Origin of the sequence: Vibrio jasicida 090810c (assembly GCF_002887615.1) — a bacterium.
Classification (GTDB): Bacteria; Pseudomonadota; Gammaproteobacteria; order Enterobacterales; family Vibrionaceae; genus Vibrio; species Vibrio jasicida.
Genome location: NZ_CP025793.1, coordinates 1,653,009 through 1,679,280 on the forward strand (window position 1 = coordinate 1,653,009; position 26,272 = coordinate 1,679,280).

The window sequence follows — 26,272 nt, forward strand, 5'->3', positions numbered from 1 at the left end:
TTTACTGAGAACCAACCACTTCCGAATAAGGAAGTGGTTTAGCATAGAAATAGCCTTGGTGTAGGTTCACACCTAACATCGTCAAGTGTGCTGCTTGCTCCCGAGTTTCGACACCTTCTGCAATCAGATCGACATGTAGATCCTCAGCCAATCTAACAATTGCATTCAATACCGTGGAATTAACGCTGTCAATCCCGATGGTATCAACAAAACACTTATCAATTTTCAGATAATCGACCTTCATATGTTGCAGAACTGCCAATGCGGTTTGCCCTGTGCCAAAGTCATCGATCAACACCTGAATCCCATGTAACCTGAGCGCGGCAATGTGGCACCTTGCCTCCCCATCAATCAATTGCCTCTCGGTAATCTCAATGCTCATCTCAACATTGTATTGTTTCAGTTTCCGATGAATGGTCTCAATTTTTCTTATTACGTGAGCGCCAGCAAGATAACCTGGTGGGACATTGATGCCTAGATGGACTGGCTGTTCGAACTTAAATTGAGAAAAATCCTCACACGCTCTTTCTAATACGAAATCAGTTAGCATCTCCACCAACCCGCTCTCTTCTGCCGCAGGTACAAATTCATCAGGAGAAATAAAACCCTTCTGTTTGTGAGGCCAACGCACTAAGGCTTCATAGCCAAACGTTTTACCAGTTCTCGAATCTACTTGAGGTTGGTAATGCAATAAGAGCTCCCGCTTCTTAATCGCTTTGCGTAAGTCAGAAACTAAACTTCGCTGAGGATCGATGAAGCGATTTACTAAGAAAATTAAGAGATAAAAGAGTAATAATATTGGAAGCGCTGAAATCACATATGAAAAGCGCTTCTGCTCAACGTAAAAATCGCTGGCTTCCACTAGAGCCTCGTAGTCAAACAACTTAGAGTAGCCAAGTGATACTGCGTTTTCTCCCTGCATAGAAGCATCTTTGGGCGCAGAATCCTTACCAACAAACATAGCCGAACGCTTTAAACGTACATCATTACGATAACCAATCGTCGCGCCAAAGTAGTCTCTATCCACGATAGTAACGGCTTGGTATTCCGGTGCATCCTCTTTGGGGGTGATCAGAAATAAGACTTGGTCAGCATAGCCAGTGATTTGACCTAGCGTAAGTTCACCTTTGCGATATAGCTGAACATAGTTCTCCATCGGACGATTCATTGATCCCAGTTTCGAGGAACAAATGATCTGACCATCTTTTACGATCAAGGTCTCGTCAATGTGTCTCTCAAACATTAAATTTTGTTGTATTGCTTCACAACGCTCCGGATTGATCAATGCTGTCCGGTTTTCTGTCTCTATTTGAAACAGGATTTCATCCGCAACTTGCAGATTTTTATCAAGAATATGGTCAAGGTTACGTTGAACACTTTGATGCGCTAAATAGAAAACTTCCGCGACAATAAGGGGCAGCGGGAGCAAGTAAATGATGGCTTTTTTCAAAAGCTCTTTATTTATCATCGAGGAATAATCTCTTCTCAATCAAACTTACAAACAAAATACAAATAACGCTTCCCTATCAGATACTTAAGAAACCACTTCAAAAGCAACCGCCAGAACCTGTCCACTGATTGAGTATGGTTAACAAGTAATAAAGCCGCAAATATAACAATGAGTTATTGATACATGGCTCATTTGAGAGACAGAGTTTACCAACTTTCATAACTGGAATGCGATCTGTGAAGAGGAATTCACACAAAAATTGCTAATTTAACCAGTAGGTAAAGGTGAAGTCTGCAGGAAGAAAAATCATGACCCGATGCTTAAATGGCGAGCCCTCCTCTTAAAGGAAAAACATTAATATGGCTTTTTCTCATTATATGAGAATATCCAATCCCAATTATTTTCCTTTTCTCAACGTTTAAGAATTATAGTTGTTGCATACCCATTATCACGTTACAACATGCTCATGACGACAAACAAAGCCAACGCTAATCAGGTAAACGAAAAGGCGCTGCAATTGCTCATGCAAGTCGCAGTTAGTCCATTCCCAGTCTCTGCGAAAACGCTCAGTGAACAACTGGCTGTTCCTTTGAGTAGTCTTTATCGACATTTAAAGCTGCTTAAAGAATGGAACTTGATAGAGGAAAGTGTCCACGACAAGACATTTGTAGTCGGCCCAGCCGCTTTGTTGCTAATGCATAGCTATGAGACCGCGCAACATGGCTTAGATATGGTGGAAACCATTTTAGCTCGCCTAGTTCAACAAACAGGCGAAATGGCCGCTTACATGGTGCCTTCTGGTTACCGCGCGCTTTGTGTCAGACAGAAAGAGAGTATGCAGGCGCTTCGATGCAGCTACGTCCAGGGTCAAAGTCAACCATTGCTTCGTGGCGCCTCATCTAAGGTGATGCTGGCTTTCATGCCTCAAAGCCGTTGCGAAAAAATCTTGCGTCATTTTGGGCAAGATCATCGCCTCAGCGAATGGGAACAAGAGCTCAGTACCATCCGTAAGAACGGATACGCTGTCAGTACATCAGAAATCGATCCTGGTGTTTCTGGCATTAGCGCACCAGTCATGAAAGGAAGTAAATTGATTGGCGCAGTCTCGGTAATGGCTCCGGCTCACCGGGTCGAAAAGGATAAGCAGCGTATCATTTTGCATGTGTTGCAGGCAGCGAGAGCGTTGCCGCCAGAAAGGTAATTCATCATGTTAGGCTTTTTCAAACGCTACAAACTTCATCGAGCTCATAAGTCCGTCCACCATTACCCTTTTTCTTTTATGACGGTTTGTGAGCATTTAGCCCCGATGAGCAGTGGCACGTTTGATTTGGCCGATCAAAGTTTAGAGAATGCCAGTGACTGGCTCTATCAACAACACGATCAAGGCTCAGCCGCGAACCTTGGGCACTTTTCCCATCCTCAGATTGAGAGTGGCGATTTTCAAGAGGCATTAAGCTTGTCTCTTTCGCGCCACTCAATACCGGTTGTCTTATCGAATTGTACGGAAGCCATTCTATCCATGTTGCCAGTTGTGGTTTGCGATAATGACGAAATAGGCATCATAAATATCGGGCACCGAATGAGCCTAAAACCGACACTAGACCCTCGCCTTGGCTCCGCTTTTCATTTTGCGCTGTCACGCTACCCAAATGTCCGCATGTTCTTTGCTGGCGCGAGTGAGCAAGATACCAAACAAGAAGCTTGGGACTATGCCGAAGATCAAGGGTGTGATTGGGTTACCGACCGCGAATTTACCTTTCGTTACCGCAATCACCTCAAGCAACAAGTCGGAAGCTATTTAGACCATTGTGATCAGATCGTCATATCAATTGATTTGGCATCACTACTGACAAAGAACAGTCTAGATGGAACACCCGCGCTGGATATACAAATGGTTCTTCGTACGATTCGTTTGTGTCTGGTATCAGGAAAGGTAAAAGCGGTACAACTTGTCGGAGACAAAGATCGTCTTGTCTATTCGAAACAAACGAAAGCGATTCTCCAAGAGCTTTATCAAATGGCTCCTTTGATCGACCATGCCGCATAAGGCGTACTTCTACATCAGAGCCAACATTAAGGTGTTGGCTCTATCCGTTCGGTCACATATAACCCTTTCTTATTATTTTCTAACAATTTGATACGCTAAAAGTGCGACACATACCCACCAAAACTATTGAACTAAGATCACATTCACGCTTTAATAGACTCATATGAACTTGGTATGACATACGAATAAAAAGCAACCAAAGTTCAATAACTAAGCGGGCATACTATAAAAAACTAAACCGCAAACTTAACTTCGATGAGCCTTTTGCTCACACTCGCTTGGTGCCATTAAGTTCCACTAGATTTAGGACACTTGATGATGCGCTTTTTCAGCATTTTAAGTACAGCATTACTCTTCCCGGTAATGGCAGAGGCAAAAGTTTATGACCTCGCCGATATCGCCACTTTGAATGAAATCTGTGTGGGCGACACATTCAAAGTTCAGGGAACCACTTATACCTGCTCCAGTGCTATTCGTATCCCAGAAGGCGCTCATATTGAAAACTCAACTCAGCCTCAACAGACTGCAACCATCGTTGCCTATGGCAATGTCTTGCTCAAAGGGCAAAATAATATTGGCTCTGGAACAACGCCAATCAACATAAAGACAGAAGGCGCAAACCTAGAGATCGTCGTTGAAAATACAGGCCAACCGAGTCAGATAGTTGGTAATTTGACCTCACATGGTCTGCTTTCTATCGAAGATACGATAGTTTTTGGTGATATCAAGAGCTCTGGTGGCAGTATATCGCTTAAAGGGCAATCAAACTTTGTCTTCGGTGATATCCATGCTTTGAGAAAAGTTGAACTTGAGCGCACTCAGATAGACGGCAACGTTTATGCAGGCTCTTCTAGCTCCAACATAGTAGATACTTCTCTATTAGCTAAAGACAGCGTCGTCAATGGCAACCTGACCAGCAATGGCAATATCAAGTTAGTTCAAGCAAAAGTTTGTGGTGACTTACAATCAATCGGCCAACACATCTCTTCAGAAGGTGGGCGAAACCTAATTGTTGGTAACACTAACGCATTCTCGACAGTAGACTTTAAGAATATAGATATTTTCGGAACCAAGAATTTAACGAACAGTGTTAAAGGTAATAAAGTTACCATTGATGCCATTAGTAACGTATACGCTCCAGAGTTGGCGGTAAATTCATTTCAGCAAGCCTCTCTCCAAGACACATCAATATGTGGCTTCATATACTCCGCAGTACCCGTCGAAACGGTCTCAAAAAACTATTGTGGCTTCGACGACTTAGACTGTACGTATGGTAACCAGTTACCTAAACAGTGCCCTATGCCGGACGAGATTCCGATATGCGATATTACCCCCCAACCGATGATGACTTCGACCTTGTCGTCACACCAACAGAAGACATCGCACTAATGTGTGGTGATGAACTCCCTCAGTTTACCGTGACTACAACCAACAATGATGAAGTAACGAGCGCTAAAGTATTGGCTACTCTCTCTCATCCTGACCTATTCACGCTTGAAATGGTCGAAGGAAAACAGAAAACTGACGACAACAACTTTATCTCGAAAGATGACGGGACTTTGGTAATAAAAGTCATCCCGCATGATATCGATTCGATTTCACTAGATTCAAATTACACACTGACTTTCACCATGGTGGACGACACAAACAAAATGCAGACTGTCCAGTTTATGTTTACGCCATATATGTTCGAAGCCTACGCTGAGGACCTGAGTAGCCTTAAAGAAATCCACGTCATTGCTGGTAAATCGCAGACCGTGGACACTCGCTTGTTGGCGTGTGCAACTACTGGTGAGCAAGTCATTGCAACCAATTATGATGGCAAACCTCAAATCACTCATCCTCTGATCAAACCCGCAGGTGGCAGCGAAGGCAACTTTAGTTATTCTGCAGATTTTAAAGACGGTGTCTCGAGTCACGGCTTAATTACGAATGAATCCGGATTGTTCTCTGTAAAAATGTCCGATAGATTCGAGTGCTCAGGTTTCGCAGAATGTCCAGATGATGGCTCTGTATACGTTGAAGGTACATTTGATGTCAAATCTCGACCATGGACACTGGCCATTTGCGACGGTTCAACCACACTAGCTTCCGGTACTTCGAAAAGTGGTCCTGGATTTATTGCCGCTGGAGAACACTTCTCACTGACCGTTAAACCCATCATTTGGCAAAGTGGTGGCTCTGTTACTGGTGAAGTAAATACAAAGAGTTATTGCGATGCAGATGTTACTGGCAACTTTATGTTGGAAGATGCCCCCTCGGCAAGCATCGTATTAAGCAGTAAACAAAAGACACCGACCGAAACAGCAAACCAATCCGAGAAGTTACTGGAAAGTACCTTGTCACTCACTCGCAGCCATACCGAGAGTGAGAACTCTAAATACACCTTCTCCGGCTTGTACTGGGAAGAAGTTGGCAGCCTAAAGATCAAAGCAAGTTTAAGTAGTCAGTACCTTGATATGACGGTTAACACTGGCTTTCGAAATGTTGGTCGCTTCTACGCCAAATACTTTAAGGTGAGAGAGGCAGAATGGACGTACCCGACGAAACAAAACTTCATTTACATGAATCAACCATTTGAAGAGGTTCGTTATGACGTGGTCGCCCTTAATGCCAAACAAGAAGACATCGAGAATTACGTGTATTTCGATGCCAGTCTTCGAGAACACTTCCATTTGGGCGAATTGAGTGACTACGTAGACCGTTTCATTCCACCAGCAGCGCACTCGGTTGAGTGGAACTTGGTGGGTGACGCAAGTGTTGGCAGTTTCACAATTGAAAAAGCTACTGGCAATGCGAATTGTGACAATAGCCCTTGCTGGGAGAAGGATGCAACTGATGGTCAGTATCCAGACGGCCCATTCAATAAAGACTCAAAATCAACAAAGAGTGAAATAGGTCTAACTCACACAAACGTCGTCGATGAAATACACTTCTTTGATGACCGACATATCTTAAAAGAACAACCGGATATCCGCTTTGGCAGGCTTAATTTTAAAGACGTTGGCGGCAACCAAGGTATGACCATCAAGGTCCCACTTGACGTCGAAGTTTGGCAAGGTAGCCGTTTTGTGACGCACTTTGAAGACAGCGCAACCACTGCCAACGGAGAACATCACTCCAGAACCCCTATTTGGTCGAATTCTTCACCAAATAACACCAAGCTATCTGGCGAAGGGACGATGCTAGCAGGCAGAACGTATGACCTTGTCGCAAGCCAAGTGGACTCTGCACGAGAACAGGTTCGCTTTCATTTAGACCTAAGCAGTGGCGGCAATAACTTACCTTGGTTGAAATACAATTGGGATAAGACCAATAAAGAAGAAGATAACCCGCCAACAGTCGTGACCTTTGGCATTCATCGTGGTAATGACCGTATCATCTATCGAGGAGAGCCCAATTTTATAGGGATGAATTAACCTCTTCATTTCATAGATAAAAAAGCGCCCCTCGGTTGAGGGGCGCTCTTCGTAGAATGTCTTTTTTCAATAAACGATGATTAGTTTGATGAACGACGTGCTTTCAAACGTTTTACCATCGCTAAACGACGTTCTGCTGATCCTTGGTCCGTAGCCGATTGGTTCGGGTTATTACGTCGACCTTGACGATTTTTGAATGCCGGTTTTGAATTCAACTTCTCGATGTAAGCTTCACGTTGTTTTGGTTCGTAACCAGCTAGTTCGATTCGACGAATATGCTGCTGGATTAGGTTTTCCACCTGTACAACCGTCAACTCTTCTTCACGGTTAACAAACGACACGGCATGACCTTGCTTACCAGCGCGACCAGTACGACCGATACGGTGAACATAGTCTTCTGCTAAGAATGGCATGTCGTAGTTGACTACGTGAGGTAGGTCTTCGATGTCCAAACCACGAGCAGCAACGTCCGTCGCTACCATTACGCGTACTTTGCCTGTTTTGAACTCTTCCAGAGCACGACGGCGAGCACTTTGCGCACGGTCACCATGACAAACCACCGCTTTAATGCCATCCAGCTTCAGCTCTTTTACTACGTCGTTTGCGGTTTCTTTATAGTTGACGAAAACCAGCACTTGCTTCCAGTTTTTACGACCAATAAGTTCAGAAAGTAGTTCTGTCTTACGCTCCTGGTCTACTGGGTACAATACGTGAGCAATAGTTTGAGCCGTAGTATTCGCTCGTTCTACTTCGATACGCTTTGGCTTACGTAAAATGTCTCTTGCTAGAACGTTCAATTGGCTAGAGGTTGTTGCTGAGAACATCATGATCTGTGGGTCGGTATCCACATCTAACATGATTTTACGAACCGCATTGATAAAGCCCATATCCAAGATTCGGTCTGCTTCATCAAACACAAGAAAATCAATGTTTGCTACTGAAACGTTACCTTGTTCAATGTGCTCTTCTAGGCGTCCTGGCGTTGCAACCAGAATATCCACACCATTTTCTAATGCTGTCACCTGTGATGACATCTTGCGACCACCAAAAATAGCCGCAACAGAGAGGTTCGTATACTTAGTGTAAGCTTTGATGTTATCAGCGATTTGCTCTGCTAATTCACGAGTCGGAGCCATGATAAGTGCACGTGCTGTCTTACGAGAAGCGTTACGACCACTATCAAGCAAACGTTGAATCATTGGCAAAGAAAAGGCTGCGGTTTTACCCGTACCCGTTTGTGCAGTAGCGAAAATATCATGGCCTCGACGAGCCATTGGAATCGCCTTTTGTTGGATTGGCGTTAACTTCTCATAACCGCATTCTGCCAGTGCTTTAACCACTTCTGGCGCAAAACCTTGAGATGAAAATGACATTGAGCGTATTCCTTAAACAAACCACTAGATAGCTTTGAAAATTTAGCCGTGCACTATACCCGAATTCAAGTGATTTATCTCACTTTTTTCAATACCTAATCTGCAAAAAAGGTCACCTTTTTCTGGGTTTTACACCTAGGTTATTTCTTCCTCATTCATAAATTAGCATTTTATAAAATCTTTTTTCATAATGCCTACCACTTGATATATATCAAACTAGTTGTACATTTATAGACATACACTGCGCGCGTTTTAATCAACCTAATCAATCTAACTATAGAGAATAGAATCATGAACAAATGCTTGTTGGCTCTCGCAATGGTTTCTTTAAATTCATACAGCGCAACCGCGACGATGGGCTGGTCGGGCGTCGAACCTTCGATCGCTCAAGTTCCCGCTAATATTACCGTCGAGAAAGAAACCGTACACTTTGATCTCTACGGAAAACATGTCGAGTTATCAGTAACCAACCTGACAAAGGATCAGATCATCATCGATCAGGCGAACGTTCCTATGCTGGCCTTAGACCTATAATCTGCTTGCCAAGGAGTGGCTGCCTACCTTCTTTTTGGTCACTTTAATTCTCATCCATAATCTCACCAAATTTAATCATCTCCGCAGTCCGGTCGCCTTACATACTGACAGTAAAGAATTGTGATGTCTCATCACTTCAGTCAATAATTAGCATTAAAGAACTTTTTTGACTGGCCGCTATAAAGACGTCGCATAAACAAGGAAGGTTATCATGACAAAGCAAATATTATCGCTAATGCTAATCGCCCTCTCATTCAACGTGAATGCAGCAGGCGCTTTGATGAACTGGTCAGGAAAAGTGAAATCGGTCGCCGTTCTGCCGACTAACATAGAGGTCAAATCAGGTTACCTCGATTATGACCTTGACCAAAAACACGTCCGAGAGAACCTCGGCCTTGACCATATTGATTACACCGCACCCACTCTAGAAAAAGATCAACTTATCGTGTACCAAGCGACGGTACCGATGTTATCGCTAGAGCTTTAAGCAATGGTTTTTAGCCATTTCTAAAGTTAAGGCGCATTGGAATTCCTTCGCAGTATGCGCCTTACTTGTAGAATGGATTATTTTATAAAGTAGTAACGGTTCTTACCTGACTTCTTCGCTTCATACATCGCCATATCAGCTTGATGCATTAGCTCGTCGAGTGTGCAATCCTGCCCTTTTGTATAACAACCGCCAATCGAGGTAGTCACTTGATGGAAGGTCCCTGGTAACACTTCAATTGGATCTTGAATCAACTGAATCAAAGATGCCGCGTAGTGTTCAGGATTTTGCATATGCTCTTGAGAGCTCAACAAAATAGCAAACTCATCACCGCCTAGACGTGCCAGCAAGGCTTTACTACCAAATACACGATGCATTACGGATGCAACATGAATTAAGGTTTTATCTCCTGCTGAATGCCCATATTCATCATTAATGAACTTAAAACCATCAAGGTCGAGGTAGATCAAGCAGATCATTTTTCCTGCTTTTAAGTTTTGATCCAGCGTATTTGTCGCTTGATTTTGAAATGCGCCACGGTTAACGAGACCAGTAAGGCTGTCGTGGTGAGCCAAGTAGTGGATACGTTGATTATCGGCAAAGGCTCGCAGTTGAAAGCGCGCAATAAAGTAAGCCAGAATAATGCTCAATACCACGCCAACCTGCATTAACCATTTTCGCTCGTATTGTGAACTGACAATGTCCTTCCTTTCGCTAAAATCAACATAAGAAACTAACTTCCATGCCGTCGAGCTGTTTTCGCTAACGTGGTAGTCCTGAAAGCAGTATGGATTGATGCGATCAACAGCACCAACGGACTCGATCGTCATGATGCCTTTATCCGTCTCGATCTGGCCTGTAGACGTGTTGTGAATTTGTTCGGCCAACTCTGGAAATGCACTGTAGATGGTCTCATCACTTCGTTGGTTGTACATAAATGCAAACTCAGAATCGCGACGCTGTTTGTTAAACAAAAAATAACCGTCTTTGTTGAGCAACATGTAGTTGGTTCCCATATCGAGATTAAACAACGCCATGCCTTCCATTAGGTATTTCGCAAGATAGTTAACCACGACGATGCCACGCTTTTGCCCTTTTTCATCAAAGACAGGAGTGGCCAGACGAATCATAGGCTTAAGCGGTACTTCAATCTGACCATGCTCAACATTCAAATCTAAAGGCGATACGTAGATCTTTCGGCAACCTAGCTGCAATGCTTTATTGAAGTAGTAACGGTGGCTTTTGTTTTGTAGCTGCTCGGTCGGTACGACCTGTGAGTGTCCATCGTTAAAGTTAATACGAACCACTTCATTCCCTTCCAAATCGAGATAACGAAGTTGGTCATACACTTCTTTACGCTGACTGACTGCTTCCAAAATGGTACTCAGCCTTGTGAGTTCAACATCGCGCTTGGCCACAGGCAACAACGCCACCACGTCGTACACCTTTCTCGCTTCCATAATGTCGGATAACAAAGCAGTTTCTCTTACCACGGAGCCCATTACCCACTCGATGTATTGTTTCTTACCCTCTAGAAGCGCTTTTTGTTGAACACGAATATTGCTCTTCTCTGCCTCTTCTGACGCAGACTTGTCGTAATGAATGATGGCGCCAAATACCGCAACGAGCAGAAAGAAAATCGCGATAAAGCGTAAGCAGAAGAACTTCAACTCAGAAAAAGTAAAGGTAGAATTCAAGTGGTCTCCGGTTTCTTACCCAGTGATAAAACCGGCAATTATAGTGATGCAAATCACATATAAATAGGTTTGTATCGATAAAAATTTTCTATCGTCTCAACAGTGAAAGCGAATAAAAAAGGCCCGAGTATCCACTCAGGCCCTGTTCCATCTTGGTTGGTGTCTATTCTGAGATGTCACAAAGCTTTAGTAGAAGCGCTTCCAACTGGTCCCAAGGCATCAATTGAGAGTCAATAACCTCAAGGCGTGATTCGAAGCCCTGTAGGCTCATTTCATTGACTGAAACCACGCCATTCGCCACGTTAAACGCGTAGCAACCTTGGTCTGTGTTCATCACTGCTTTCACACGTTCAGCAGTTAGCTCAGATAGCATGGAGAACAGTTGATCAAAATTGAATGAGTATTCCGCGCCGAACAACCAACCACAGCTGAAGTAACCCTGCCCTTTGTTCTCTTTACGAATGAAAGCCTCACCCGGAGGTAGTTGGAATTGAGGCTCTTGGTGAGCATGATCATGATGATGCGCTTCAATATGAGAAGAAGCACTGCCGTGCACCCGTTCGATATCTAGCACTTCAATCGGTAAGTCACCGTCGTGAATCAGCTTACTGAACACTTTAGAAGGCGTTTGGTCTGTCACCCAGTCATTGAAAACATCAATATCATGGCTTGTACACAGGTCAACTTTGCTACCAATGACCACATCTGCGCTATCAAGCTGATCAACAAAGTTTTTGTTAGAAAGGTACTTCTCGTTACTTAGGTTACGCGGGTCCACCAGCGCAATCGTAGCTTTAAGATTCACATACGGTTGGTACTGCTCAGACGTTAGCGTCGCAACTACTTGCTTTGGATGGCCCAAGCCCGTCGGCTCAATAAGAAGACGGTCAGGGTTCTGGCGCAGCAAAGCCGTAATACCAACAGACATAGGCACGCCAGCCGTGCAGCACATGCAACCGCCCGGCACTTCTTTGATCATCGCGCCTTGGTCAGTCATCATCGCACCATCGATACCAATTTCACCAAACTCATTGACTAACACAGCCCAGTTCTCGTTCTCTGGTTTGTTTTTCAATAAATTCAAGATAGCGGTGGTTTTACCGACACCCAAAAATCCTGTCAGTATATTGGTTGGTACTCGATTTGACATGCTCTTCTCCGACAAGCTTGTGCTTAAATGCTTTTGCCAAAGTATACGGAGAATGTGACTTGCTTCAACGCTTTTTATCGCGAGGGTCTAAGCCTTTATGCAACGCATTCGCTTTTGTCTGCTGAGATTGTTGGTAATAACCAAATGCATCCGCATTTTTAACACCAGAAAGGTGCATGCTGGTGTGAATCACACAAGTAAAAAACGCGACAATCGCTACAAGGATTGGAAGCAGTCCGAGGGTGTTTTCAAATTTTAAAGCGGCAATAGCCAAAGCGAAAACAACCGCAGAGGAAAGTGCAATGATCTTACTTCTATTGCTTTTCATGATAGTTCGCCTTATTTGAACGAGAGATCAAAGTGAATCGGTGTTACTTATCCATTTCACAGTTCAATGCTACTCCTTTCATACCCCACAAAATTTGAGCGACTTAACAGATACAAAAACACCGAGCTTAATGGTGCTCGGCGTTCATCTAAGGATTTGAATTTGGCTTGTGTATCAACAAATTTGGCCTGCGCTGACTGCAATGTCAGATTCGTTGTCAATCGCGGCTTGAGCCAAGAGCGCTAACCCTTCAACAATAACATCTAACGACATGGTTGGCTGGTTGCCTAAAGCGTCTTGCTCTGGCAAAAGAGGAATATGCACAAAGCCATGACGTACCGATTTATCACGCAAGTAATGCTGGATACCATAAAACAGGTGATTACATACAAACGTCCCTGCCGTATTTGATACTTGGCATGGAATGCTCGCGTTTTGTAAAGCGTTTGTCATCGCCTTGATGGGCAGCGTTGTGAAGTAAGCGTCTGGGCCATCTTGAACTACTGGCTCATCGATTGGTTGATAGCCACCATTATCAGGGATACGGAAGTCGTCTACATTAATTGCCACACGTTCTGGAGTAATCGCTGCACGCCCTGCTGCCTGCCCTACTGTGATGACAATATCTGGTTGGTATTGCTCAATCGCGTTAACCACGGTATCGATAGATTCATAACGTGTGACGGGCACTTGGCAAATCATCACCTCGCCGCCATCGAGTTTCTTTCTATCAAGTCGCTTTACTGCTTCTAAAGCAGGGTTGATGGATTCACCACCAAATGGCTCAAAACCTGTCATTAACACTTTCTTCATCGGACTATTTTCTCTTGATAGTAAAACTCAATGGTTGAGACTCGAATTTACAATAACTTAGCGTCACAAAGCCAAGTATTATTACATCGCGGCAATGAACTGCACAAAACCGCGACTTACATTTGGCGTAAAATTGGAGATAGCCCCTATCTTGAACTTGCAAAGCAATGTTCTGCTGAGCAAATCCTAGCTTGGTTTCTAACGGTAAGTTAGGTAGAGTACGCGACCATTGAGTATCTGCAATTCGAAGAGATCGAAGATAATGAACATTGATAATCACGTTATCGAAACATTGGAAGAGCTAGAAGCTTTCCTACATCTAATTGAAAGTGGCGCGCTAGGTCTTGAAGGCGTCGCTGGCGTAGCATTAGCAACAACCAACACTGATGGCCGTCCATTTGTTGCAGTATTGGACGAAAAGCATCAATTAGTTCTTGGACGTTGGGTTTCTCAACACGTTTACGAACACGGAAAAGACATCGTTCGTCACGGCCCGCAGCGCAAGCATTAATCCTGCTTTTAAATGACAAAAAGCTCGCTTATATCGCGAGCTTTTTTGCACCCTCCGTAAGGCATTTCAGCCCATTCCTACAATGCCCGCTGGCTTTCTAAGCTATTGTTCAAAAATAAAAAATAAGCTTGTCTGCATGGTAACCAGTCGTGACATTTCGCTGACAAAACAAGATAAGAAATTCCTAGAATTTATCTCGGAGGCGATTTCTAATTGTCGTTTCCAGACACCATCGCAGAGCAGTGATCCTAGTTGCTCTGTTTGCCCCTTATAGTCCGCTTGACAGCCTTGGGCTATACGGGGCTTTTTTAGAGATCTCTGTATGCTTGTTATGGCCACTTAATATTAGACAGAAACCTGTCTCAAGTTGACGTGGTGAATGTCAGGAAGTAGCACAGAATTATCGCCTTGAACAACTAAATTTCTACTACGTTCTGTACTTGATAGTGATAGAATCTCCGCATCAAAACTATCGAGCAACTCTATGTTTATCCATCATGTAAACGGCATCGACTGGCTGGTGATTACAGCTTTTGAAGAACTGAAACCTATATTCATCGAAGACGCTGATGCGATCCCCTCTTGTTTCTCTATCGACAGTGAATTGAGCCTGATTGATCAAGCCAAGCGCACTTATGGATATTTGCCTGCACTCAACGGTGTAATCACGGATACCGGCACGTTTGAAAGCCAAGATAACGAAGAAGACTTGAACCCACAGCTAGCATGCTTAGTCGAGGGACGCGGGCGAGTGTTTATCTATCACGGCGGATTTGTCGCTTTTGTGGATGATGACCAAACCTTTATTACCCGAATGAACTGAAAATTATTCCACGAGAAAGGCAATGCTGCGGTTAACTAGCGAGCAGCATGGCTTGCAAGGAATGGGGCAAAAAAGAGTCAGCTTGATAGTCTGACTCTTTTGTATGAAGCCGAGGGTATTGCGAGAAAAGTGGTAGGTAGTTGAATCGGTTGAATCCGCTTATTACTGAGGCTGGTGGCCAGTCTTCTTTGCAAACTCCTGCATCGCTTCGGCAAACGTTGTGGTCCCGCCTTTCGCTTGAACCTGTATCACCTTGTACCCCACCTTTTCCAACGCTTGGCGTTCTGCCAAAACCGCTTTGTCATCTTGCTGACTGCCCTTTGCAGGTTGATGAAGGTAACACCCTTCTAGTTGACCATCTTCGACCAGTTGGTGGTGTTTCAGTGCATTAATATCAAAATTCATGGTAATTCTTTAAATCAAAAATAGGGAGTTTCTGTGGCAGGTTACATGCGCTTTAAAGGCTTAACAACACTGTCCAAGCCTTCAATTTTAAGTGCGAGGCAGAGCTTTAGCAGTTCGCCTAGCTCCCCTTCCGGAAAACCTTTTTTATCGAACCAGAGTAGGTATTCTTCTGGAAGATCAATAAGAACACGCCCAGCGTATTTGCCAAACGGCATTTGCATTCGAGCGAGTTTAATAAGGTTTTCTTTTTCTAACATATACTACTGAGTCTGTTGGGATAAATCTTGGCTAAGAGTAACACCCAAGCGATCGACCCACCAGTTAATTGCATCTTTAGCATCGTCTAAAGAGTCAATCATAGTCGAGAAGTCTTTATTTCCTGCTTGACGATCAATCGCGGCGAACAAAGGCGCATCGCTCTCAGAATCACTCACCAGTAACTCCACCGTCGCAGAACCTACATTGGTATGCTCACCTGTCGTAATTTTTGAGATGGTCGAGATCCCTAAACCAACTGGAAGAATGCTTGAGGTAACCGCAAGAAGAGGGTTAGGCGTTTCTACATTACTGACTGCAATGCTCAAGCGAAGTGTTTTTTCACCGGGTTGGTCGACAATCTTTTTGACCGGTGAGATGCGCGCTTTTAACTGCTCAACCATGTAAGTCGTCAATTCATTGATTTCTTCATCATCGAGCTCAGATTCTTGAACCACAACCATTACTCGGTCAATCACCACGCTATCGTATTCATCCATTTTCTCTTTCAATCGAGTAGCATCGCGCAAACCAACTCTGGCCCAAACAAGATCAACGCCACCCTCTGGTCCGGGACGAAAATCTTCATAACTGGTGAATTTCGTCGCACTGACGACAGGACCACCTGCACATCCACTCAAGATGAAACCCAGAGTTACAACAACCGTCGCCTTAAACAAGCGCTCAACCAATGACTTAAACATACCAACTCCTCAAACTTTGAGTATACAGTTTATCATTCCATATAAATTTGGCTAGTATTTATTCACTTAATGGATGTTTTGTTGAATCAAGTATTGAGCTTCCCGCTGCACAATTTCATGTTAAAGTACGCCGCTTACTGGAAAGCATAACGAGAAAAATAATGAAGTCACCTTGCCGCGCAGCCTGTAAGAACAACGGCGGAATCTGTTCTGGCTGTCACCGAACCATGGAAGAAATCGTGCAGTGGAAAGATAAGTCTGATGCTCAACGAGACGCGATCATCGAACAATTGGTTGGAAATGATTCAACCCACTCTTGTCCTGAGTGTGGCACGAACGCGCACTGCGATATTGCTGCGGGGAAAAAGACGTGTTGGTGCTTTGATATTGAGACCAGAGCTCTGCCAAAGCCAGAAGCGGGGCAGCTTTGTTTGTGTCGTAAATGTTTGGAGAAAAAGCCAGTCGCCTAGCCTATCGAATATAGGACATAACGGACTGGCTATCATTGAAATGAAGGTGAGTTCTGCGAACTATTTCTGCGCTAACGCTTGGGATTCAAACTTCACGCCATCCCAGCCTGTCACCATAAAGTTACGAATGTTTTGATGGTCGTTGTTCTCTGGATGTGCCAATACGTCTTCACGGTAGAAGCGACCAAAACACGCCAACGTTGCCTCTTTGCTTAGGTTATTCAGTTGACCAAAAGCGAAGATCTTGCACGAGCCATTATTCTCACCAGCATTATTCTGCGTTTCACCATTCACAAAAGCCGCTGGCGTAAACGCGTAGTTTGCCTCAATGGCTGCCATTGTCGTTTCAAATTCTACTGTCTCAGGTGATGCCGCTAGCGCATCCAAAAATTCTTTAAGTTCCATTATTTCTAGTTCCTAGTGTCTTTTCATCTTAAGTGTTCGACATACGTTCAGATTAAAACTGACACATTTGTTTCATCAAAAGCCAATATAAGAGTCATAAATCATAAATATATTCAGAGCCTTATTTAACAACACATCAATCAATGCACTATTCCTCACTGTTGTAGTGAATGAATAGATATCTCATTTAGGTGCATTGAGCAACATTGTATCTGCTTAATAAGGAAATATCATGACCACCCCATTTAAGGCAATAGGCGTATTGGCATTATCTTCACTTGCCATCGCATGTTCATCTCAACCTGACGATTCTCTCTCTTCGTTTGCAGCCCAATGTAAAGCATCGGTAGCACCTATTGCTGGGGAGACATCCATCCAAGGTTTGACCTTTATGGGAACGTCTATCGCTGACGCACCGTTCGATACATCGGCAGCAGAAATCGTTCAATATGATGCGTGTACTGACAAGCTTTACGTTGTCAACGCTCAAGAAAAGCGTGTCGATGTGCTTTCTATGGATGACAACAGCGCACCAACGCAAACCGCATTCATTGATCTCAACAGTGCAGGTGAAGCGGCAGGCGTTGAAATTGGTGCGGCAAACAGCGTTGCTGTCTTTAATGGTTTAGTCGCTGTAGCGATTGAAAACAGCAATAAGCAGGCGAATGGCATTGTTGGCTTGTACCGCTCGGATGATTTGTCGCTGATCACCACCTTCCCTACCGGCGCACTGCCAGACATGGTTGGCTTCTCAAAAAATGGCAGATACATTGCGACAGCAAACGAAGGTGAGCCAAATGGTGACTACAGTGTCGATCCAGCAGGCAGCATCACATTGATCGACTTGAGCCAAGGCGTAAACCAAGCAGACGTCACGCAGATTGGTTTCAATGAGTTTGATGGAGCACGTAAGTCTGAATTACCAGCTGATGTTCGAATCTCTGGTCCAAATGCCACGGTGGCGCAGGATCTAGAGCCGGAATACCTCACCTTTGCTGAAAACGGTAAAGTCTACGTTGCACTGCAAGAAAATAATGCTTTGGCAATCGTAAACCCTGAGAGCAAATCGGTAGAGAAAATTGTCGGTCTGGGCGAGAAAACTTGGTCGGACTCAAAACTGGATGCTTCTAACAAAGACAAAATCATTGGCAACTTTAAGAGCTACCCTCAGTTGGTTGGTCTGTACATGCCAGATACCCTCGACAGCTACTCGGTAAACGGTAAAACGTACATACTCTCTGCCAACGAAGGTGACGGTCGTGAATATGGCTTCAAAACAACACAAGCTCTGTGTGACCAAGCAGGCTTTAAGTGGGATGAAGACGATTACCTCGGTAAAGATGAATATACTTCTGAGCAAGGCACCTGTTTAAGCCATGTTGACGAAGTGCGCGGTAAGAAGCTGAAAGTCTCAGCAGATCACCCGTTGGCAGAAGCGCTAAAAGACAACAAACAACTCGCGCGTCTAAAAGTGATTAAGCCTGAACAAACACTTTCTGCGCAAGACAATGTTCAAGCCTTTGGCGCACGTTCATTCTCTATTTGGGATGAAAACGGTGAGTTGGTTTTCGATAGTGGTGACGATTTCGCAACCATCGCATTAATGAATGAAGGTAAGAACTTCAACAGCACCAACGATAGCAATGACAGTGGCGATGACCGCAGCGACGACAAAGGCATTGAGCCAGAGGCAATTGAAGTAGCACAAATCAATGGTCGTCATTACGCGTTCATCGGCTTGGAGCGTCAAGGCGGTATCATGATTTATGACATCACAGACCCGAAGCAAGCGCAGTTCCTGCATTACGTAAACCGTCGTGATTACAGCCAACCAGTTTGTACGGAAGTGGAAGATGGCGAATGTGCGAATGACACTTACAATCCAAAAGCAGGTGATTTGGCGCCAGAGTCAATCAACTACTTTGCTCGTAACGGACAACACTTTATCGCAGTAGGCAATGAAGTTTCAGGCACGACGTCTGTGTTTCGAATTGAGCTTTAATTCTCGCTCTTCAAGAGAACAAAATTAAAAGTAACGCGCCCGAACTTCAGTCCGGGCACTTTTTGTTTATAACGAGTGAACATAATCACTCAGCTCTATTCTTCAATAGCCAATGCGTCGCACTTAGAAGCACAGATAAAGTCGTTCTTATGCAGACCTTTAATAGAATGGCTCCACCAAGTGATGGTCACTTTGCCCCACTCTAACAAGATGGATGGGTGATGGAATTCATCTTCTGCAAGTTCAGCAATCTTGTTGCTAAACGCCCACGCTTGCTTGAAGTTCTTAAACTTATAGACCTTCTCAAGTTGAGGAATCTCATCTCTCTCAATGATCTGCCAATCAGACAATTGCAGCAGCAAAGACTGTTGTTCCTCTTTACTAAGTGCAATGGCATCGATACTACAAGCTTCGCATTTTTGTTCATTCAACATGAGCAGGTTCCTTTGGTTCAAAAAGTGGTGGAAGCAATCCGGCTTCAATCGCTAGATCAGCTTGTTTTAATAAATTCAGTTGGCTAATTTGGAAAAGCAGGGACAAATCTTCAATCACGTAGTATTTCGGCTGCATGATGTCGATGCGGTAAGGGGTTCTTAGCACAGTTTGCAGGTCAAACTCGTCTCTAATCGCGATGTCGCTTTCCAATGAATAGATGGTTTCTCCCGGAGATGAAAGGATACCGCCACCGTAGATTTTGGTTTTATTACCCTCTTGAACCAAGCCAAACTCGACTGTAAACCAATATAGACGCGCAAGGTACCCTCGCTGCTTTGGTGTCGCGGCTTGTCCAAGCTGTCCGTAGTGCTCGGTAAAGGCGGCAAAATCAGGGTTGGTGAGCATGGCACAATGACCAAAAATCTCATGGAAGAAATCTGGCTCTTGTAGGTAATCAAACTCTTCTCGCGTTCTCAAGAATGTCGCTACAGGGAAGCGTTTATTGCCAAGCAAATTGAAGAAACGATCAAAGTCGATCAATGCAGGTACTGGCTCCACTTGCCAGCCCGTTGTTTCCATCAAAACACGATTGATTTCGGGCAGTTGTGGCACGCGGTCATGAGGTAAATCGAGTAGCTTGAGTCCATGCAGATACGCGTTGCATGCACGGTCTTGAATCACGCTCATTTGTCTTGTTACCAAGTCGCGCCAAATGGCATTCTCTTCATGGCTCCATTCTACCCTTCCATCCTGATCGACGGGTTTTGAATGATACTGAGTCATTGCACATCTCCGTTAACAAATCCTTTACATTAAGCCTATCTACACTCTTTTGTCCTTCCAATCCCCTGACCATTTTCCACTCAAAATTCAGGTGTAACATTTTCTTTACATTAACACCTAACACATTGATATACATAAGGAGCTAGTTTCTCCAACGAGTTTGACTTTATTTCTGGTTCACCTCAGACTGAAAACGTTAAAACTTTGTTATAGAGGGAGCTATGCGCGAGAGCAACAAAGTCTGGCAGCCGACGGAAGAACGAATCGAGCAAGCCAATATCACGCAGTTTATCGAGCACATTAATCGGCAGGGGTTCGAGCTCAAAAACTACTCTGATTTGCACCAATGGTCTTTGGCGTATAACGAGCATTTCTGGAAAGAGGTTTGGAAATTTTGCGACCTAATTGGCACGCAAGGCGATACCGTAAAAGCACAAGGTGAAAGCCGTTGGCAATCACCAATGCAAAATCGAGATGCTGTGTGGTTCCCTCAAGCTCAAGTTAACTATGCGGAGAACCTGCTAAGTTTGGCAGAGCAGCAAGCCGATGAGCTGGCGATTTGGTTTGAAAACGAACGCGGCGACAAACATACTTACACATGGAAGCAGCTTTGTGATGAGGTCTCGAGCGTTCAGCAGTGGTTAGTCGAATGTGGCATTAAGCAAGGCGATGTGGTTGCAGGTTATTTACCACATATGCCACAAACCGTCATTGCAATGCTAGCCACCACCAGCTTAGGAGCAACTTGGACGTCTACCTCCCCTGATTTTGGGGTAGAAAGCGTTATTGAGCGCTTCGGGCAAGTGAAGCCAAAGGTTCTCTTTACCTGCGATGGTTATACCTTTAATGGAAAAACCTTCGAGATGTCGGAGAAGAACCATCACATCGCGGATCATCTTGATGGACTGAAACAAGTGTGCCAGATCGGTTACCTCAAACCGCATGTATTCGAATGCGATGTTTGTACTCACGATTGGCAAAACATCATTAATCAATATTCCCCTGCTCCGTTGCATTACACTCGCGTGGAATTCAATAGCCCGCTGTTTGTGCTTTATTCCTCCGGCACAACTGGCAAGCCTAAGTGCATCGTGCATTCTGTTGGTGGTACGATTCTCAATCACCTTAAAGAGCATCAACTTCATTCAGATATTCAGCCTAAAGATCGTGTCTTTTATTACACAACCTGTGGTTGGATGATGTGGAACTGGCACGTATCTGCTCTAGCGAGTGGCGCATGCTTGGTGATTTTTGACGGGAGCCCAGTTTACCCAGCACCTCACGTATTATGGGATTTAGCCCAGCGAGCAGAAGTAAGTCTCTTTGGTACTGCCGCCAAGTATCTAGAGGCGATAGAAAAAGCCGGATTGTCACCTATCAAAGATTACTCACTCCCAGCTTTGAGAACCCTGTGCTCCACGGGCTCAGTGCTTTATCCAGAGCAGTTTGACTACGTGTATCAACGAATCAAGCAAGATTTGCACTTGGCTTCTATTTCAGGCGGAACAGACATTTGTGGCTGCTTTGTATTAGGTAACCCTATCTCGCCTGTTTATCGTGGTGAATGTCAGTACGCTGGCTTGGGGATTGATGTTCAAGTGTTCGACTCACAAGGTCAAAGCGTCAATGAACAACGTGGTGAGCTAGTTTGTACCAACTCCATGCCCAACTTCCCTGTCGGCTTTTGGAACGATACAGGGGAACGCTACCACAACACTTACTGGGACAAGTTCGATGATATCTGGCATCACGGTGATGATGTCGAACGCAGCGCCAAAGGTGGGTTTGTTTTCTACGGTCGTAGCGATTCATTGTTGAATCCTGGCGGTGTGCGCATCGGCACAGCGGAGATTTATCAGCAGGTAAACGCCATTGACGGTATCGTCGATTCCATTGCCGTAGGTAAAGAGGTCGATCGCAATGAACAAATCTGGCTGTTTGTGCAGACCGCTTCGGGTGTCACTTTAGATGACAGGTTAGTAGCAGAGATTAAGTCGCGCCTCAAAACGTCCTGCTCGCCAAGACACGTGCCAAGCCAAACCTTCGCCATTAGCGACATTCCTAAAACACGCTCAGGGAAGTTGGTGGAACTTGCAGTCAAACAAGTCATAAATGGCAAGGAAGTCGAGAACTTAGGTGCGATTGCGAATCCAGACGTTTTAGAAGAAATTCGACAACTCACTTTTGTCTAGCGAATCGAAGGAAACAAAAAAGCGAGCTAAATAGCTCGCTTTTCTTATGTTCTTTATCGGAGATTAACGGCGACCTACGCCCATTAATACTGACATTGTGTGCCCGTCTGATGTGATTTCGAAGACCTTCTTCGTTTCTACCTCAGCAAAGCCTGCTTTGATAAGTGCATTCTCTGATTTCGCTAGAGTGAAGCCCTCTTTCGCTGAATTTGCAACCCAATCGAAGTGAACAAAATAGCCACCTTTATTGAGTAATGAATGCGAAATCTTTAATGCGGTTTCAAAATCATCAATGAATGCAAGCACAGAAGATGCCACTACAAGATCAAACTGATTACGAAACGCTGGATGTTGAGCAACCAAACCACGGGTTAACACATCCACTACCGGTTCAACGTTTACAAGTTCTTTCTTATCGAGCTCTTCGATCATAGCTTCGGACGCGTCCAATGCCACAATGTCTTTAGCGGATGGTGACAACAGCTGGCTTAACTGCCCAGTCCCACATCCAAAATCCAATACTTTAATGCCATCAAGCTGAGTAAGCTGTTGTAACTGTGCAAACACCGACTGAGCAAATTGTTCTGTTGCTGGGTTTGATTCCCAATTCTTTGCTAAGCCGTCCCAATCTTGTGCCATCGTGGCCTCCATGTTCACTTCTTGTAACCCCCATAGATTACCGCAAAAACGTTAAAACACCATAGACTTATCTGGCGAATCCGTGTTTTTTTTCGATAATCTTTCTTACCATTAGAAAGTCAATTCCAACGTACTGCGCGTTATTACCATTTCACTTTAGGTCTCGTCTAATCATGAACTTAGCTCAAGTTGAAGCTTTTTGTACCATTGCCGAGTGCGGTTCCGTCTCAGAGGCGGCACGCCAATTAGACTGCAATCGAACCAAACTCAGCATGTCGATTAAGGCGCTTGAAAAAGACTTAGATGTTGAGTTGTTCCTTCGCACGGGCAATCAACTCATGCTCTCTGAAGCAGGAAAGGCGATTTATAAAGATTGCGAAAACCTGCTTGTTACAGCTCAACGTATCAAGAAAACCTGCGCTCTAGTGTCTGATGGGTTCAACGCAGAAGTTTGGGTCGCACGTGATGACTCCCTTCCTGATGAATTATGGCAAGAGCTATCTCACACACTCAATAATCGCTTCCCCTCAACCACCTTCAACTTGATATTGGCTTCCAGTGGCGACCTTTCAAATTTAGTCAGTACACAACAAGTCGATTTTGCTTTTGGTGTAGACTACGAACGTGTTGACGACCCGCATATTGTCTACAATCCATTAGGCAAAATTCGAATGATGTCGGTCTGTGGCTTTGATCACCAACTGAGTAAAATGCGCCGCGTAACCGATGAAGACCTGCGTAACCAGATGCAAGCGTTGATGGTGTACTTGAATGAAAAAGACAACCCGGAACTCCACCCCTTTTCTACTCGATACATTGGTTTTTCCAGTTTTGACTACATGCTAAACACCATTTTGGAAGAAGACGCATGGGGTGTATTGCCAGAGCCTTTGATCCGACATTATTTGAGACATCAGAAACTTGCAGTGATCAAACACACCTATGGTTTGACGCAAGAGGACTACTGTATGTTTGTGCCAAACGGGCAAACAGAGCACCCTGCAATGAGTTGGCTGGCTGATAAATTAAGCGAGTATTTATTCGACTTCTAAACACATTTCACTGAGCGTCAAATATATTGACAGAAAGAAGTAAGCATAAGTCACTGAATAATAAGAAAACCACCAAAGAACCATCTCACATCGATTAAATGTCACGCAGTTTTAATTTGCTTAAATTTGCCCAGAAGAGAACAATGTAAGGGTGTAGAAATAAAAGGCATATTTTATGTGTGACAGGACAAGCAAAAACGAAAACCGAATCTTAACCTTCTCAGCCCTTTTAGCTTCTGGGTTTGCAGTCGGTGGGATGGTACTTGGCTTGCTTGTTGGGTCGATCGTCATCGTATTTGACGGTGTTTATTCTCTGGTTAGCCTGCTGTTAACTTTATTGTCACTGGCAGCTTCTTACTACATCAGCAAGCCATCAAAATCTATTTTTCCTTTCGGCAAGGCTGTACTTGAACCTATCGTTATCGCTATCAAAGCAGCGGTTATTCTAATTGTGGTTGCTTTCTCGTTGTTCTCAGCGGTAACCGCGCTGATGTCAGGCGGCCGAGAGGTTGATGCTTCTATTGCAACTATCTTCGGTGTCGTTAATGTGGTTGGTTGTGGTTACGCTTGGTGGTTTATGGCGAAGAAAAGCCGTCGCTTCTCGTCAGGTTTAATCGAAGCTGAGAAAAAACAATGGCAAATGGATACGCTTTTAAGTGTTGCTGTTACAGCAGGTTTTATCGCTGCTTGGTTAGTATCATTAACACCATACGCCCACTACGCCGTCTATGCAGACCCAATGATGATGCTATTGATGGGCTTCTATTTCCTTAAAGTACCATTTGAGATGCTAGTTGGTGCCCTACGCGAACTGTTAATGATGACACCAAGTAAAGAGTTGTGTCAGAGCGTTGGTAAAGACGTTTCAGACATCGAAAAAGTGACTGAGCACCAATTGAAACTGGCTGGCGTTACTAAAGTTGGTCAAGAGCTACGAGTAAATGTGGACGTGCATGTGGATGACGACACACTAGAGCTTGATACGCTAGAGCACACTCGTAAGCAGCTTACTAAGCGACTATCGAAGCACAGATTCAAGCTTCAATTACAATTGAACGTCGCGTATTAGAGCACCACCAGAAATCATTAGAACTCAAAAGAAAAGCTCCCAATCTCGGGAGCTTTTTTATTTCTTCGATTGATGCACTTACAACCCCCTCCAACTCCCCCTTTATCGACTTGAGTTGCTTCGCATTTGAATACAGCGATAAAGGAGGAGAGTTATTCTTTGCTAACTTAAGATCGCCACTCCTCTACTGACCCTGCGAATGCTAATAGTGCACAATGGACTAACCTCGGATGTAGAACGAGTCCCTCCCCTTTGAATCGGGGTGTTGAGAGCGTAGATGCCAAATACAAGGGGAGGTTAGGAGGGGTTGGTACATTGAACTGTGGCTTGTGAACTTGCCCCCACCAGCTCTCCCTTTTATTGACTGAAATTGCTTCGTGTTTGGATGCGGCGTTCAAGGAGAAGAGCTATTCTTTGCTAACTTAAGCTCGCCACTCCTCTACTGACCCTGCGAATACTAATAGTGCGCAATGGACTAACCTCAGATGTAGGACGCCTTTGACTCGGAGTGTTGAGAGCTTAGACGCCAAATACAAGGGGAGGTTAGGAGGGGTTGGTACATTGAACTGTGGCTTGTGAACTTGCCCCCACCAGCTCTCCCTTTTATTGACTGAAATTGCTTCGTGTTTGGATGCGGCGTTCAAGGAGAAGAGCTATTCTTTGCTAACTTAAGCTCGCCACTCTTATAGTGACCCTGCGAATGCTAATAGTGCGCAATGGACTAACCTCAGATGTAGGACGAGTCCCTCCCCTTTAACTCGGGGTGTTGAGAGCTCAGGTGCCAAATACAAGGGGAGGTTAGGAGGGGTTGGTACATTGAACTGTGGCTTGTGACCTTACACTCCCCACCAGCTCTCCCTTTTATTGACTGAAATTGCTTCGCGTTTGGACGCAGCGTTCATGGAGGAGAGCTATTCTTTGCTAACTTAAGCTCGCCGCTTTTCGACTGACCCTGCGAATGCTAACAATGAGCGATGGATTGATCTTGGATGCGAGACCAGTCCCTCTCCTTTGACTCGGGGTATTGAGAGCTTAAATGCACAATACAAGGGAAGGTTAGGAGGGGTTGGAACATTGAACTATGGCTTGTGAACTTGCCCCCACCAGCTCTCCCTTTTATTGACTGAAATTGCTTCGTGTTTGGATGCGGCGTTCAAGGAGAAGAGCTATTCTTTGCTAACTTAAGCTCGCCACTCCTCTACTGACCCTGTGAATGCTAATAGTGCACA

At 44.5% G+C, this 26,272-nt stretch carries 25 protein-coding genes and 1 pseudogene; 13 read left to right on the plus strand and 13 right to left on the minus strand.

All coding sequences use genetic code 11. The annotated features are described in order from the left end of the window. Position 1: 1 nt before the first annotated feature. A complete protein-coding gene (locus C1S73_RS24895) occupies positions 2-1,468 on the minus strand; it encodes an EAL domain-containing protein (protein WP_038869661.1) in 1,467 nt (488 codons plus the stop codon). Between the two features lie 448 nt (positions 1,469-1,916). Between C1S73_RS24895 and C1S73_RS24900 the strand changes: the two genes are divergently transcribed. From C1S73_RS24900 to C1S73_RS24910, 3 genes and pseudogenes are all read left to right on the plus strand, one after another. Further along, the gene (locus tag C1S73_RS24900; protein ID WP_038869667.1) at positions 1,917-2,651 is read left to right on the plus strand and encodes an IclR family transcriptional regulator; all 735 of its coding nucleotides are present in this window, start codon (positions 1,917-1,919) and stop codon (positions 2,649-2,651) included. Between the two features lie 6 nt (positions 2,652-2,657). After that, positions 2,658-3,497: an arginase gene (locus tag C1S73_RS24905; protein ID WP_038869659.1), complete on the plus strand. Its 840-nt coding sequence runs from the start codon at positions 2,658-2,660 to the stop codon at positions 3,495-3,497. Positions 3,498-3,812: 315 nt separating this feature from the next. After that, a pseudogene (locus C1S73_RS24910) lies at positions 3,813-6,916 on the plus strand (DUF6701 domain-containing protein). Positions 6,917-6,996: 80 nt separating this feature from the next. Here C1S73_RS24910 and C1S73_RS24915 read toward each other — a convergent pair. Beyond that, complete coding sequence (locus C1S73_RS24915; protein ID WP_038869656.1) at positions 6,997-8,289, minus strand: DEAD/DEAH box helicase; 1,293 nt, start codon at positions 8,287-8,289, stop codon at positions 6,997-6,999. Between the two features lie 291 nt (positions 8,290-8,580). Between C1S73_RS24915 and C1S73_RS24920 the strand changes: the two genes are divergently transcribed. Both C1S73_RS24920 and C1S73_RS24925 read left to right on the plus strand, forming a co-directional pair. Further along, positions 8,581-8,823 (plus strand): hypothetical protein, encoded by a 243-nt coding sequence (locus C1S73_RS24920; RefSeq protein WP_038869655.1) that lies wholly within the window; start codon positions 8,581-8,583, stop codon positions 8,821-8,823. 211 nt (positions 8,824-9,034) lie between these two features. Continuing rightward, on the plus strand, positions 9,035-9,310 hold the full coding sequence (locus tag C1S73_RS24925; RefSeq protein WP_038869654.1) for a hypothetical protein: 276 nt from the start codon (positions 9,035-9,037) through the stop codon (positions 9,308-9,310). 77 nt (positions 9,311-9,387) lie between these two features. Here the strand turns inward: C1S73_RS24925 and C1S73_RS24930 are convergent, their stop codons facing one another. The 4 genes from C1S73_RS24930 to pcp form a co-directional block, all read right to left on the minus strand. After that, the gene (locus C1S73_RS24930; RefSeq protein ID WP_038869653.1) at positions 9,388-11,007 is read right to left on the minus strand and encodes a diguanylate cyclase domain-containing protein; all 1,620 of its coding nucleotides are present in this window, start codon (positions 11,005-11,007) and stop codon (positions 9,388-9,390) included. 163 nt (positions 11,008-11,170) lie between these two features. Next, complete coding sequence (locus C1S73_RS24935) at positions 11,171-12,157, minus strand: CobW family GTP-binding protein (RefSeq protein WP_038869652.1); 987 nt, start codon at positions 12,155-12,157, stop codon at positions 11,171-11,173. A gap of 64 nt (positions 12,158-12,221) precedes the next feature. Further along, positions 12,222-12,485: a hypothetical protein gene (locus tag C1S73_RS24940; RefSeq protein ID WP_038869651.1), complete on the minus strand. Its 264-nt coding sequence runs from the start codon at positions 12,483-12,485 to the stop codon at positions 12,222-12,224. 174 nt (positions 12,486-12,659) lie between these two features. Continuing rightward, positions 12,660-13,298: a pyroglutamyl-peptidase I gene (gene pcp / locus C1S73_RS24945; RefSeq protein WP_038869650.1), complete on the minus strand. Its 639-nt coding sequence runs from the start codon at positions 13,296-13,298 to the stop codon at positions 12,660-12,662. A 30-nt stretch (positions 13,299-13,328) separates the two neighbouring features. On the opposite strand from pcp, the gene C1S73_RS24950 reads away from it, so the two are divergent. The 3 genes from C1S73_RS24950 (at position 13,329) to C1S73_RS24960 (ending at position 14,632) form a co-directional block, all read left to right on the plus strand. After that, positions 13,329-13,511, plus strand: a complete 183-nt coding sequence (locus C1S73_RS24950; protein WP_038869648.1) for a hypothetical protein — start codon at positions 13,329-13,331, stop codon at positions 13,509-13,511. Positions 13,512-13,560: 49 nt separating this feature from the next. After that, positions 13,561-13,809: a hypothetical protein gene (locus tag C1S73_RS24955; RefSeq protein WP_038869647.1), complete on the plus strand. Its 249-nt coding sequence runs from the start codon at positions 13,561-13,563 to the stop codon at positions 13,807-13,809. A gap of 484 nt (positions 13,810-14,293) precedes the next feature. Then, positions 14,294-14,632 (plus strand): hypothetical protein, encoded by a 339-nt coding sequence (locus C1S73_RS24960; RefSeq protein WP_038869644.1) that lies wholly within the window; start codon positions 14,294-14,296, stop codon positions 14,630-14,632. Between the two features lie 162 nt (positions 14,633-14,794). On the opposite strand, the gene C1S73_RS24965 is transcribed toward C1S73_RS24960, so the two are convergent. Genes C1S73_RS24965 through C1S73_RS24975 form a run of 3 tightly spaced genes read right to left on the minus strand, consistent with a single transcriptional unit; the run spans position 14,795 to position 15,996 of the window. Beyond that, entirely contained in the window at positions 14,795-15,037 is a 243-nt protein-coding gene (locus C1S73_RS24965) for a hypothetical protein (protein WP_038869642.1), read from the minus strand. A 41-nt stretch (positions 15,038-15,078) separates the two neighbouring features. Further along, complete coding sequence (locus C1S73_RS24970; protein WP_005433583.1) at positions 15,079-15,294, minus strand: DUF3820 family protein; 216 nt, start codon at positions 15,292-15,294, stop codon at positions 15,079-15,081. Positions 15,295-15,297: 3 nt separating this feature from the next. Then, the gene (locus C1S73_RS24975; protein ID WP_038869640.1) at positions 15,298-15,996 is read right to left on the minus strand and encodes a DUF3313 domain-containing protein; all 699 of its coding nucleotides are present in this window, start codon (positions 15,994-15,996) and stop codon (positions 15,298-15,300) included. Between the two features lie 161 nt (positions 15,997-16,157). Between C1S73_RS24975 and C1S73_RS24980 the strand changes: the two genes are divergently transcribed. Further along, positions 16,158-16,466 carry a cysteine-rich CWC family protein gene (locus C1S73_RS24980; protein WP_038869637.1) on the plus strand — a complete coding sequence of 103 codons (309 nt, stop codon included), beginning with the start codon at positions 16,158-16,160 and terminating at the stop codon, positions 16,464-16,466. A gap of 60 nt (positions 16,467-16,526) precedes the next feature. Here the strand turns inward: C1S73_RS24980 and C1S73_RS24985 are convergent, their stop codons facing one another. Next, entirely contained in the window at positions 16,527-16,871 is a 345-nt protein-coding gene (locus C1S73_RS24985; RefSeq protein WP_005442588.1) for a HopJ type III effector protein, read from the minus strand. 232 nt (positions 16,872-17,103) lie between these two features. Here C1S73_RS24985 and C1S73_RS24995 point away from each other — a divergent pair, with 232 nt between their 5' ends. Then, positions 17,104-18,873 carry a choice-of-anchor I family protein gene (locus C1S73_RS24995; protein ID WP_038869635.1) on the plus strand — a complete coding sequence of 590 codons (1,770 nt, stop codon included), beginning with the start codon at positions 17,104-17,106 and terminating at the stop codon, positions 18,871-18,873. A 95-nt stretch (positions 18,874-18,968) separates the two neighbouring features. Here the strand turns inward: C1S73_RS24995 and C1S73_RS25000 are convergent, their stop codons facing one another. Both C1S73_RS25000 and phhA read right to left on the minus strand, forming a co-directional pair. Continuing rightward, the gene (locus C1S73_RS25000) at positions 18,969-19,307 is read right to left on the minus strand and encodes a 4a-hydroxytetrahydrobiopterin dehydratase (RefSeq protein WP_005433587.1); all 339 of its coding nucleotides are present in this window, start codon (positions 19,305-19,307) and stop codon (positions 18,969-18,971) included. Continuing rightward, the gene (gene phhA / locus C1S73_RS25005; RefSeq protein ID WP_038869634.1) at positions 19,297-20,091 is read right to left on the minus strand and encodes a phenylalanine 4-monooxygenase; all 795 of its coding nucleotides are present in this window, start codon (positions 20,089-20,091) and stop codon (positions 19,297-19,299) included. The genes C1S73_RS25000 and phhA overlap by 11 nt, the downstream gene beginning before the upstream one ends. 221 nt (positions 20,092-20,312) lie before the next feature. Here phhA and C1S73_RS25015 point away from each other — a divergent pair, with 221 nt between their 5' ends. Next, positions 20,313-22,283, plus strand: a complete 1,971-nt coding sequence (locus C1S73_RS25015; protein WP_038869632.1) for an acetoacetate--CoA ligase — start codon at positions 20,313-20,315, stop codon at positions 22,281-22,283. Between the two features lie 63 nt (positions 22,284-22,346). On the opposite strand, the gene C1S73_RS25020 is transcribed toward C1S73_RS25015, so the two are convergent. Next, complete coding sequence (locus tag C1S73_RS25020) at positions 22,347-22,922, minus strand: class I SAM-dependent DNA methyltransferase (RefSeq protein WP_038869631.1); 576 nt, start codon at positions 22,920-22,922, stop codon at positions 22,347-22,349. Between the two features lie 173 nt (positions 22,923-23,095). Here C1S73_RS25020 and C1S73_RS25025 point away from each other — a divergent pair, with 173 nt between their 5' ends. Both C1S73_RS25025 and C1S73_RS25030 read left to right on the plus strand, forming a co-directional pair. Beyond that, a complete protein-coding gene (locus C1S73_RS25025) occupies positions 23,096-23,974 on the plus strand; it encodes a LysR family transcriptional regulator (RefSeq protein WP_038869630.1) in 879 nt (292 codons plus the stop codon). Between the two features lie 175 nt (positions 23,975-24,149). Then, positions 24,150-25,043 (plus strand): cation diffusion facilitator family transporter, encoded by an 894-nt coding sequence (locus tag C1S73_RS25030; RefSeq protein WP_038869629.1) that lies wholly within the window; start codon positions 24,150-24,152, stop codon positions 25,041-25,043. Positions 25,044-26,272: the final 1,229 nt, after the last annotated feature.

Coding starts and splice junctions, on each gene's coding strand:
- C1S73_RS24895 (WP_038869661.1), bottom strand. CDS start 1,468: ATGATAAATAAAGAGCTTTTGAAAAAAGCCATCATTTACTTGCTCCCG.
- C1S73_RS24900 (WP_038869667.1), top strand. CDS start 1,917: ATGACGACAAACAAAGCCAACGCTAATCAGGTAAACGAAAAGGCGCTG.
- C1S73_RS24905 (WP_038869659.1), top strand. CDS start 2,658: ATGTTAGGCTTTTTCAAACGCTACAAACTTCATCGAGCTCATAAGTCC.
- C1S73_RS24915 (WP_038869656.1), bottom strand. CDS start 8,289: ATGTCATTTTCATCTCAAGGTTTTGCGCCAGAAGTGGTTAAAGCACTG.
- C1S73_RS24920 (WP_038869655.1), top strand. CDS start 8,581: ATGAACAAATGCTTGTTGGCTCTCGCAATGGTTTCTTTAAATTCATAC.
- C1S73_RS24925 (WP_038869654.1), top strand. CDS start 9,035: ATGACAAAGCAAATATTATCGCTAATGCTAATCGCCCTCTCATTCAAC.
- C1S73_RS24935 (WP_038869652.1), bottom strand. CDS start 12,157: ATGTCAAATCGAGTACCAACCAATATACTGACAGGATTTTTGGGTGTC.
- C1S73_RS24940 (WP_038869651.1), bottom strand. CDS start 12,485: ATGAAAAGCAATAGAAGTAAGATCATTGCACTTTCCTCTGCGGTTGTT.
- pcp (WP_038869650.1), bottom strand. CDS start 13,298: ATGAAGAAAGTGTTAATGACAGGTTTTGAGCCATTTGGTGGTGAATCC.
- C1S73_RS24950 (WP_038869648.1), top strand. CDS start 13,329: ATGGTTGAGACTCGAATTTACAATAACTTAGCGTCACAAAGCCAAGTA.
- C1S73_RS24955 (WP_038869647.1), top strand. CDS start 13,561: ATGAACATTGATAATCACGTTATCGAAACATTGGAAGAGCTAGAAGCT.
- C1S73_RS24960 (WP_038869644.1), top strand. CDS start 14,294: ATGTTTATCCATCATGTAAACGGCATCGACTGGCTGGTGATTACAGCT.
- C1S73_RS24965 (WP_038869642.1), bottom strand. CDS start 15,037: ATGAATTTTGATATTAATGCACTGAAACACCACCAACTGGTCGAAGAT.
- C1S73_RS24970 (WP_005433583.1), bottom strand. CDS start 15,294: ATGTTAGAAAAAGAAAACCTTATTAAACTCGCTCGAATGCAAATGCCG.
- C1S73_RS24975 (WP_038869640.1), bottom strand. CDS start 15,996: ATGTTTAAGTCATTGGTTGAGCGCTTGTTTAAGGCGACGGTTGTTGTA.
- C1S73_RS24980 (WP_038869637.1), top strand. CDS start 16,158: ATGAAGTCACCTTGCCGCGCAGCCTGTAAGAACAACGGCGGAATCTGT.
- C1S73_RS24985 (WP_005442588.1), bottom strand. CDS start 16,871: ATGGAACTTAAAGAATTTTTGGATGCGCTAGCGGCATCACCTGAGACA.
- C1S73_RS24995 (WP_038869635.1), top strand. CDS start 17,104: ATGACCACCCCATTTAAGGCAATAGGCGTATTGGCATTATCTTCACTT.
- C1S73_RS25000 (WP_005433587.1), bottom strand. CDS start 19,307: ATGTTGAATGAACAAAAATGCGAAGCTTGTAGTATCGATGCCATTGCA.
- phhA (WP_038869634.1), bottom strand. CDS start 20,091: ATGACTCAGTATCATTCAAAACCCGTCGATCAGGATGGAAGGGTAGAA.
- C1S73_RS25015 (WP_038869632.1), top strand. CDS start 20,313: ATGCGCGAGAGCAACAAAGTCTGGCAGCCGACGGAAGAACGAATCGAG.
- C1S73_RS25020 (WP_038869631.1), bottom strand. CDS start 22,922: ATGGCACAAGATTGGGACGGCTTAGCAAAGAATTGGGAATCAAACCCA.
- C1S73_RS25025 (WP_038869630.1), top strand. CDS start 23,096: ATGAACTTAGCTCAAGTTGAAGCTTTTTGTACCATTGCCGAGTGCGGT.
- C1S73_RS25030 (WP_038869629.1), top strand. CDS start 24,150: ATGTGTGACAGGACAAGCAAAAACGAAAACCGAATCTTAACCTTCTCA.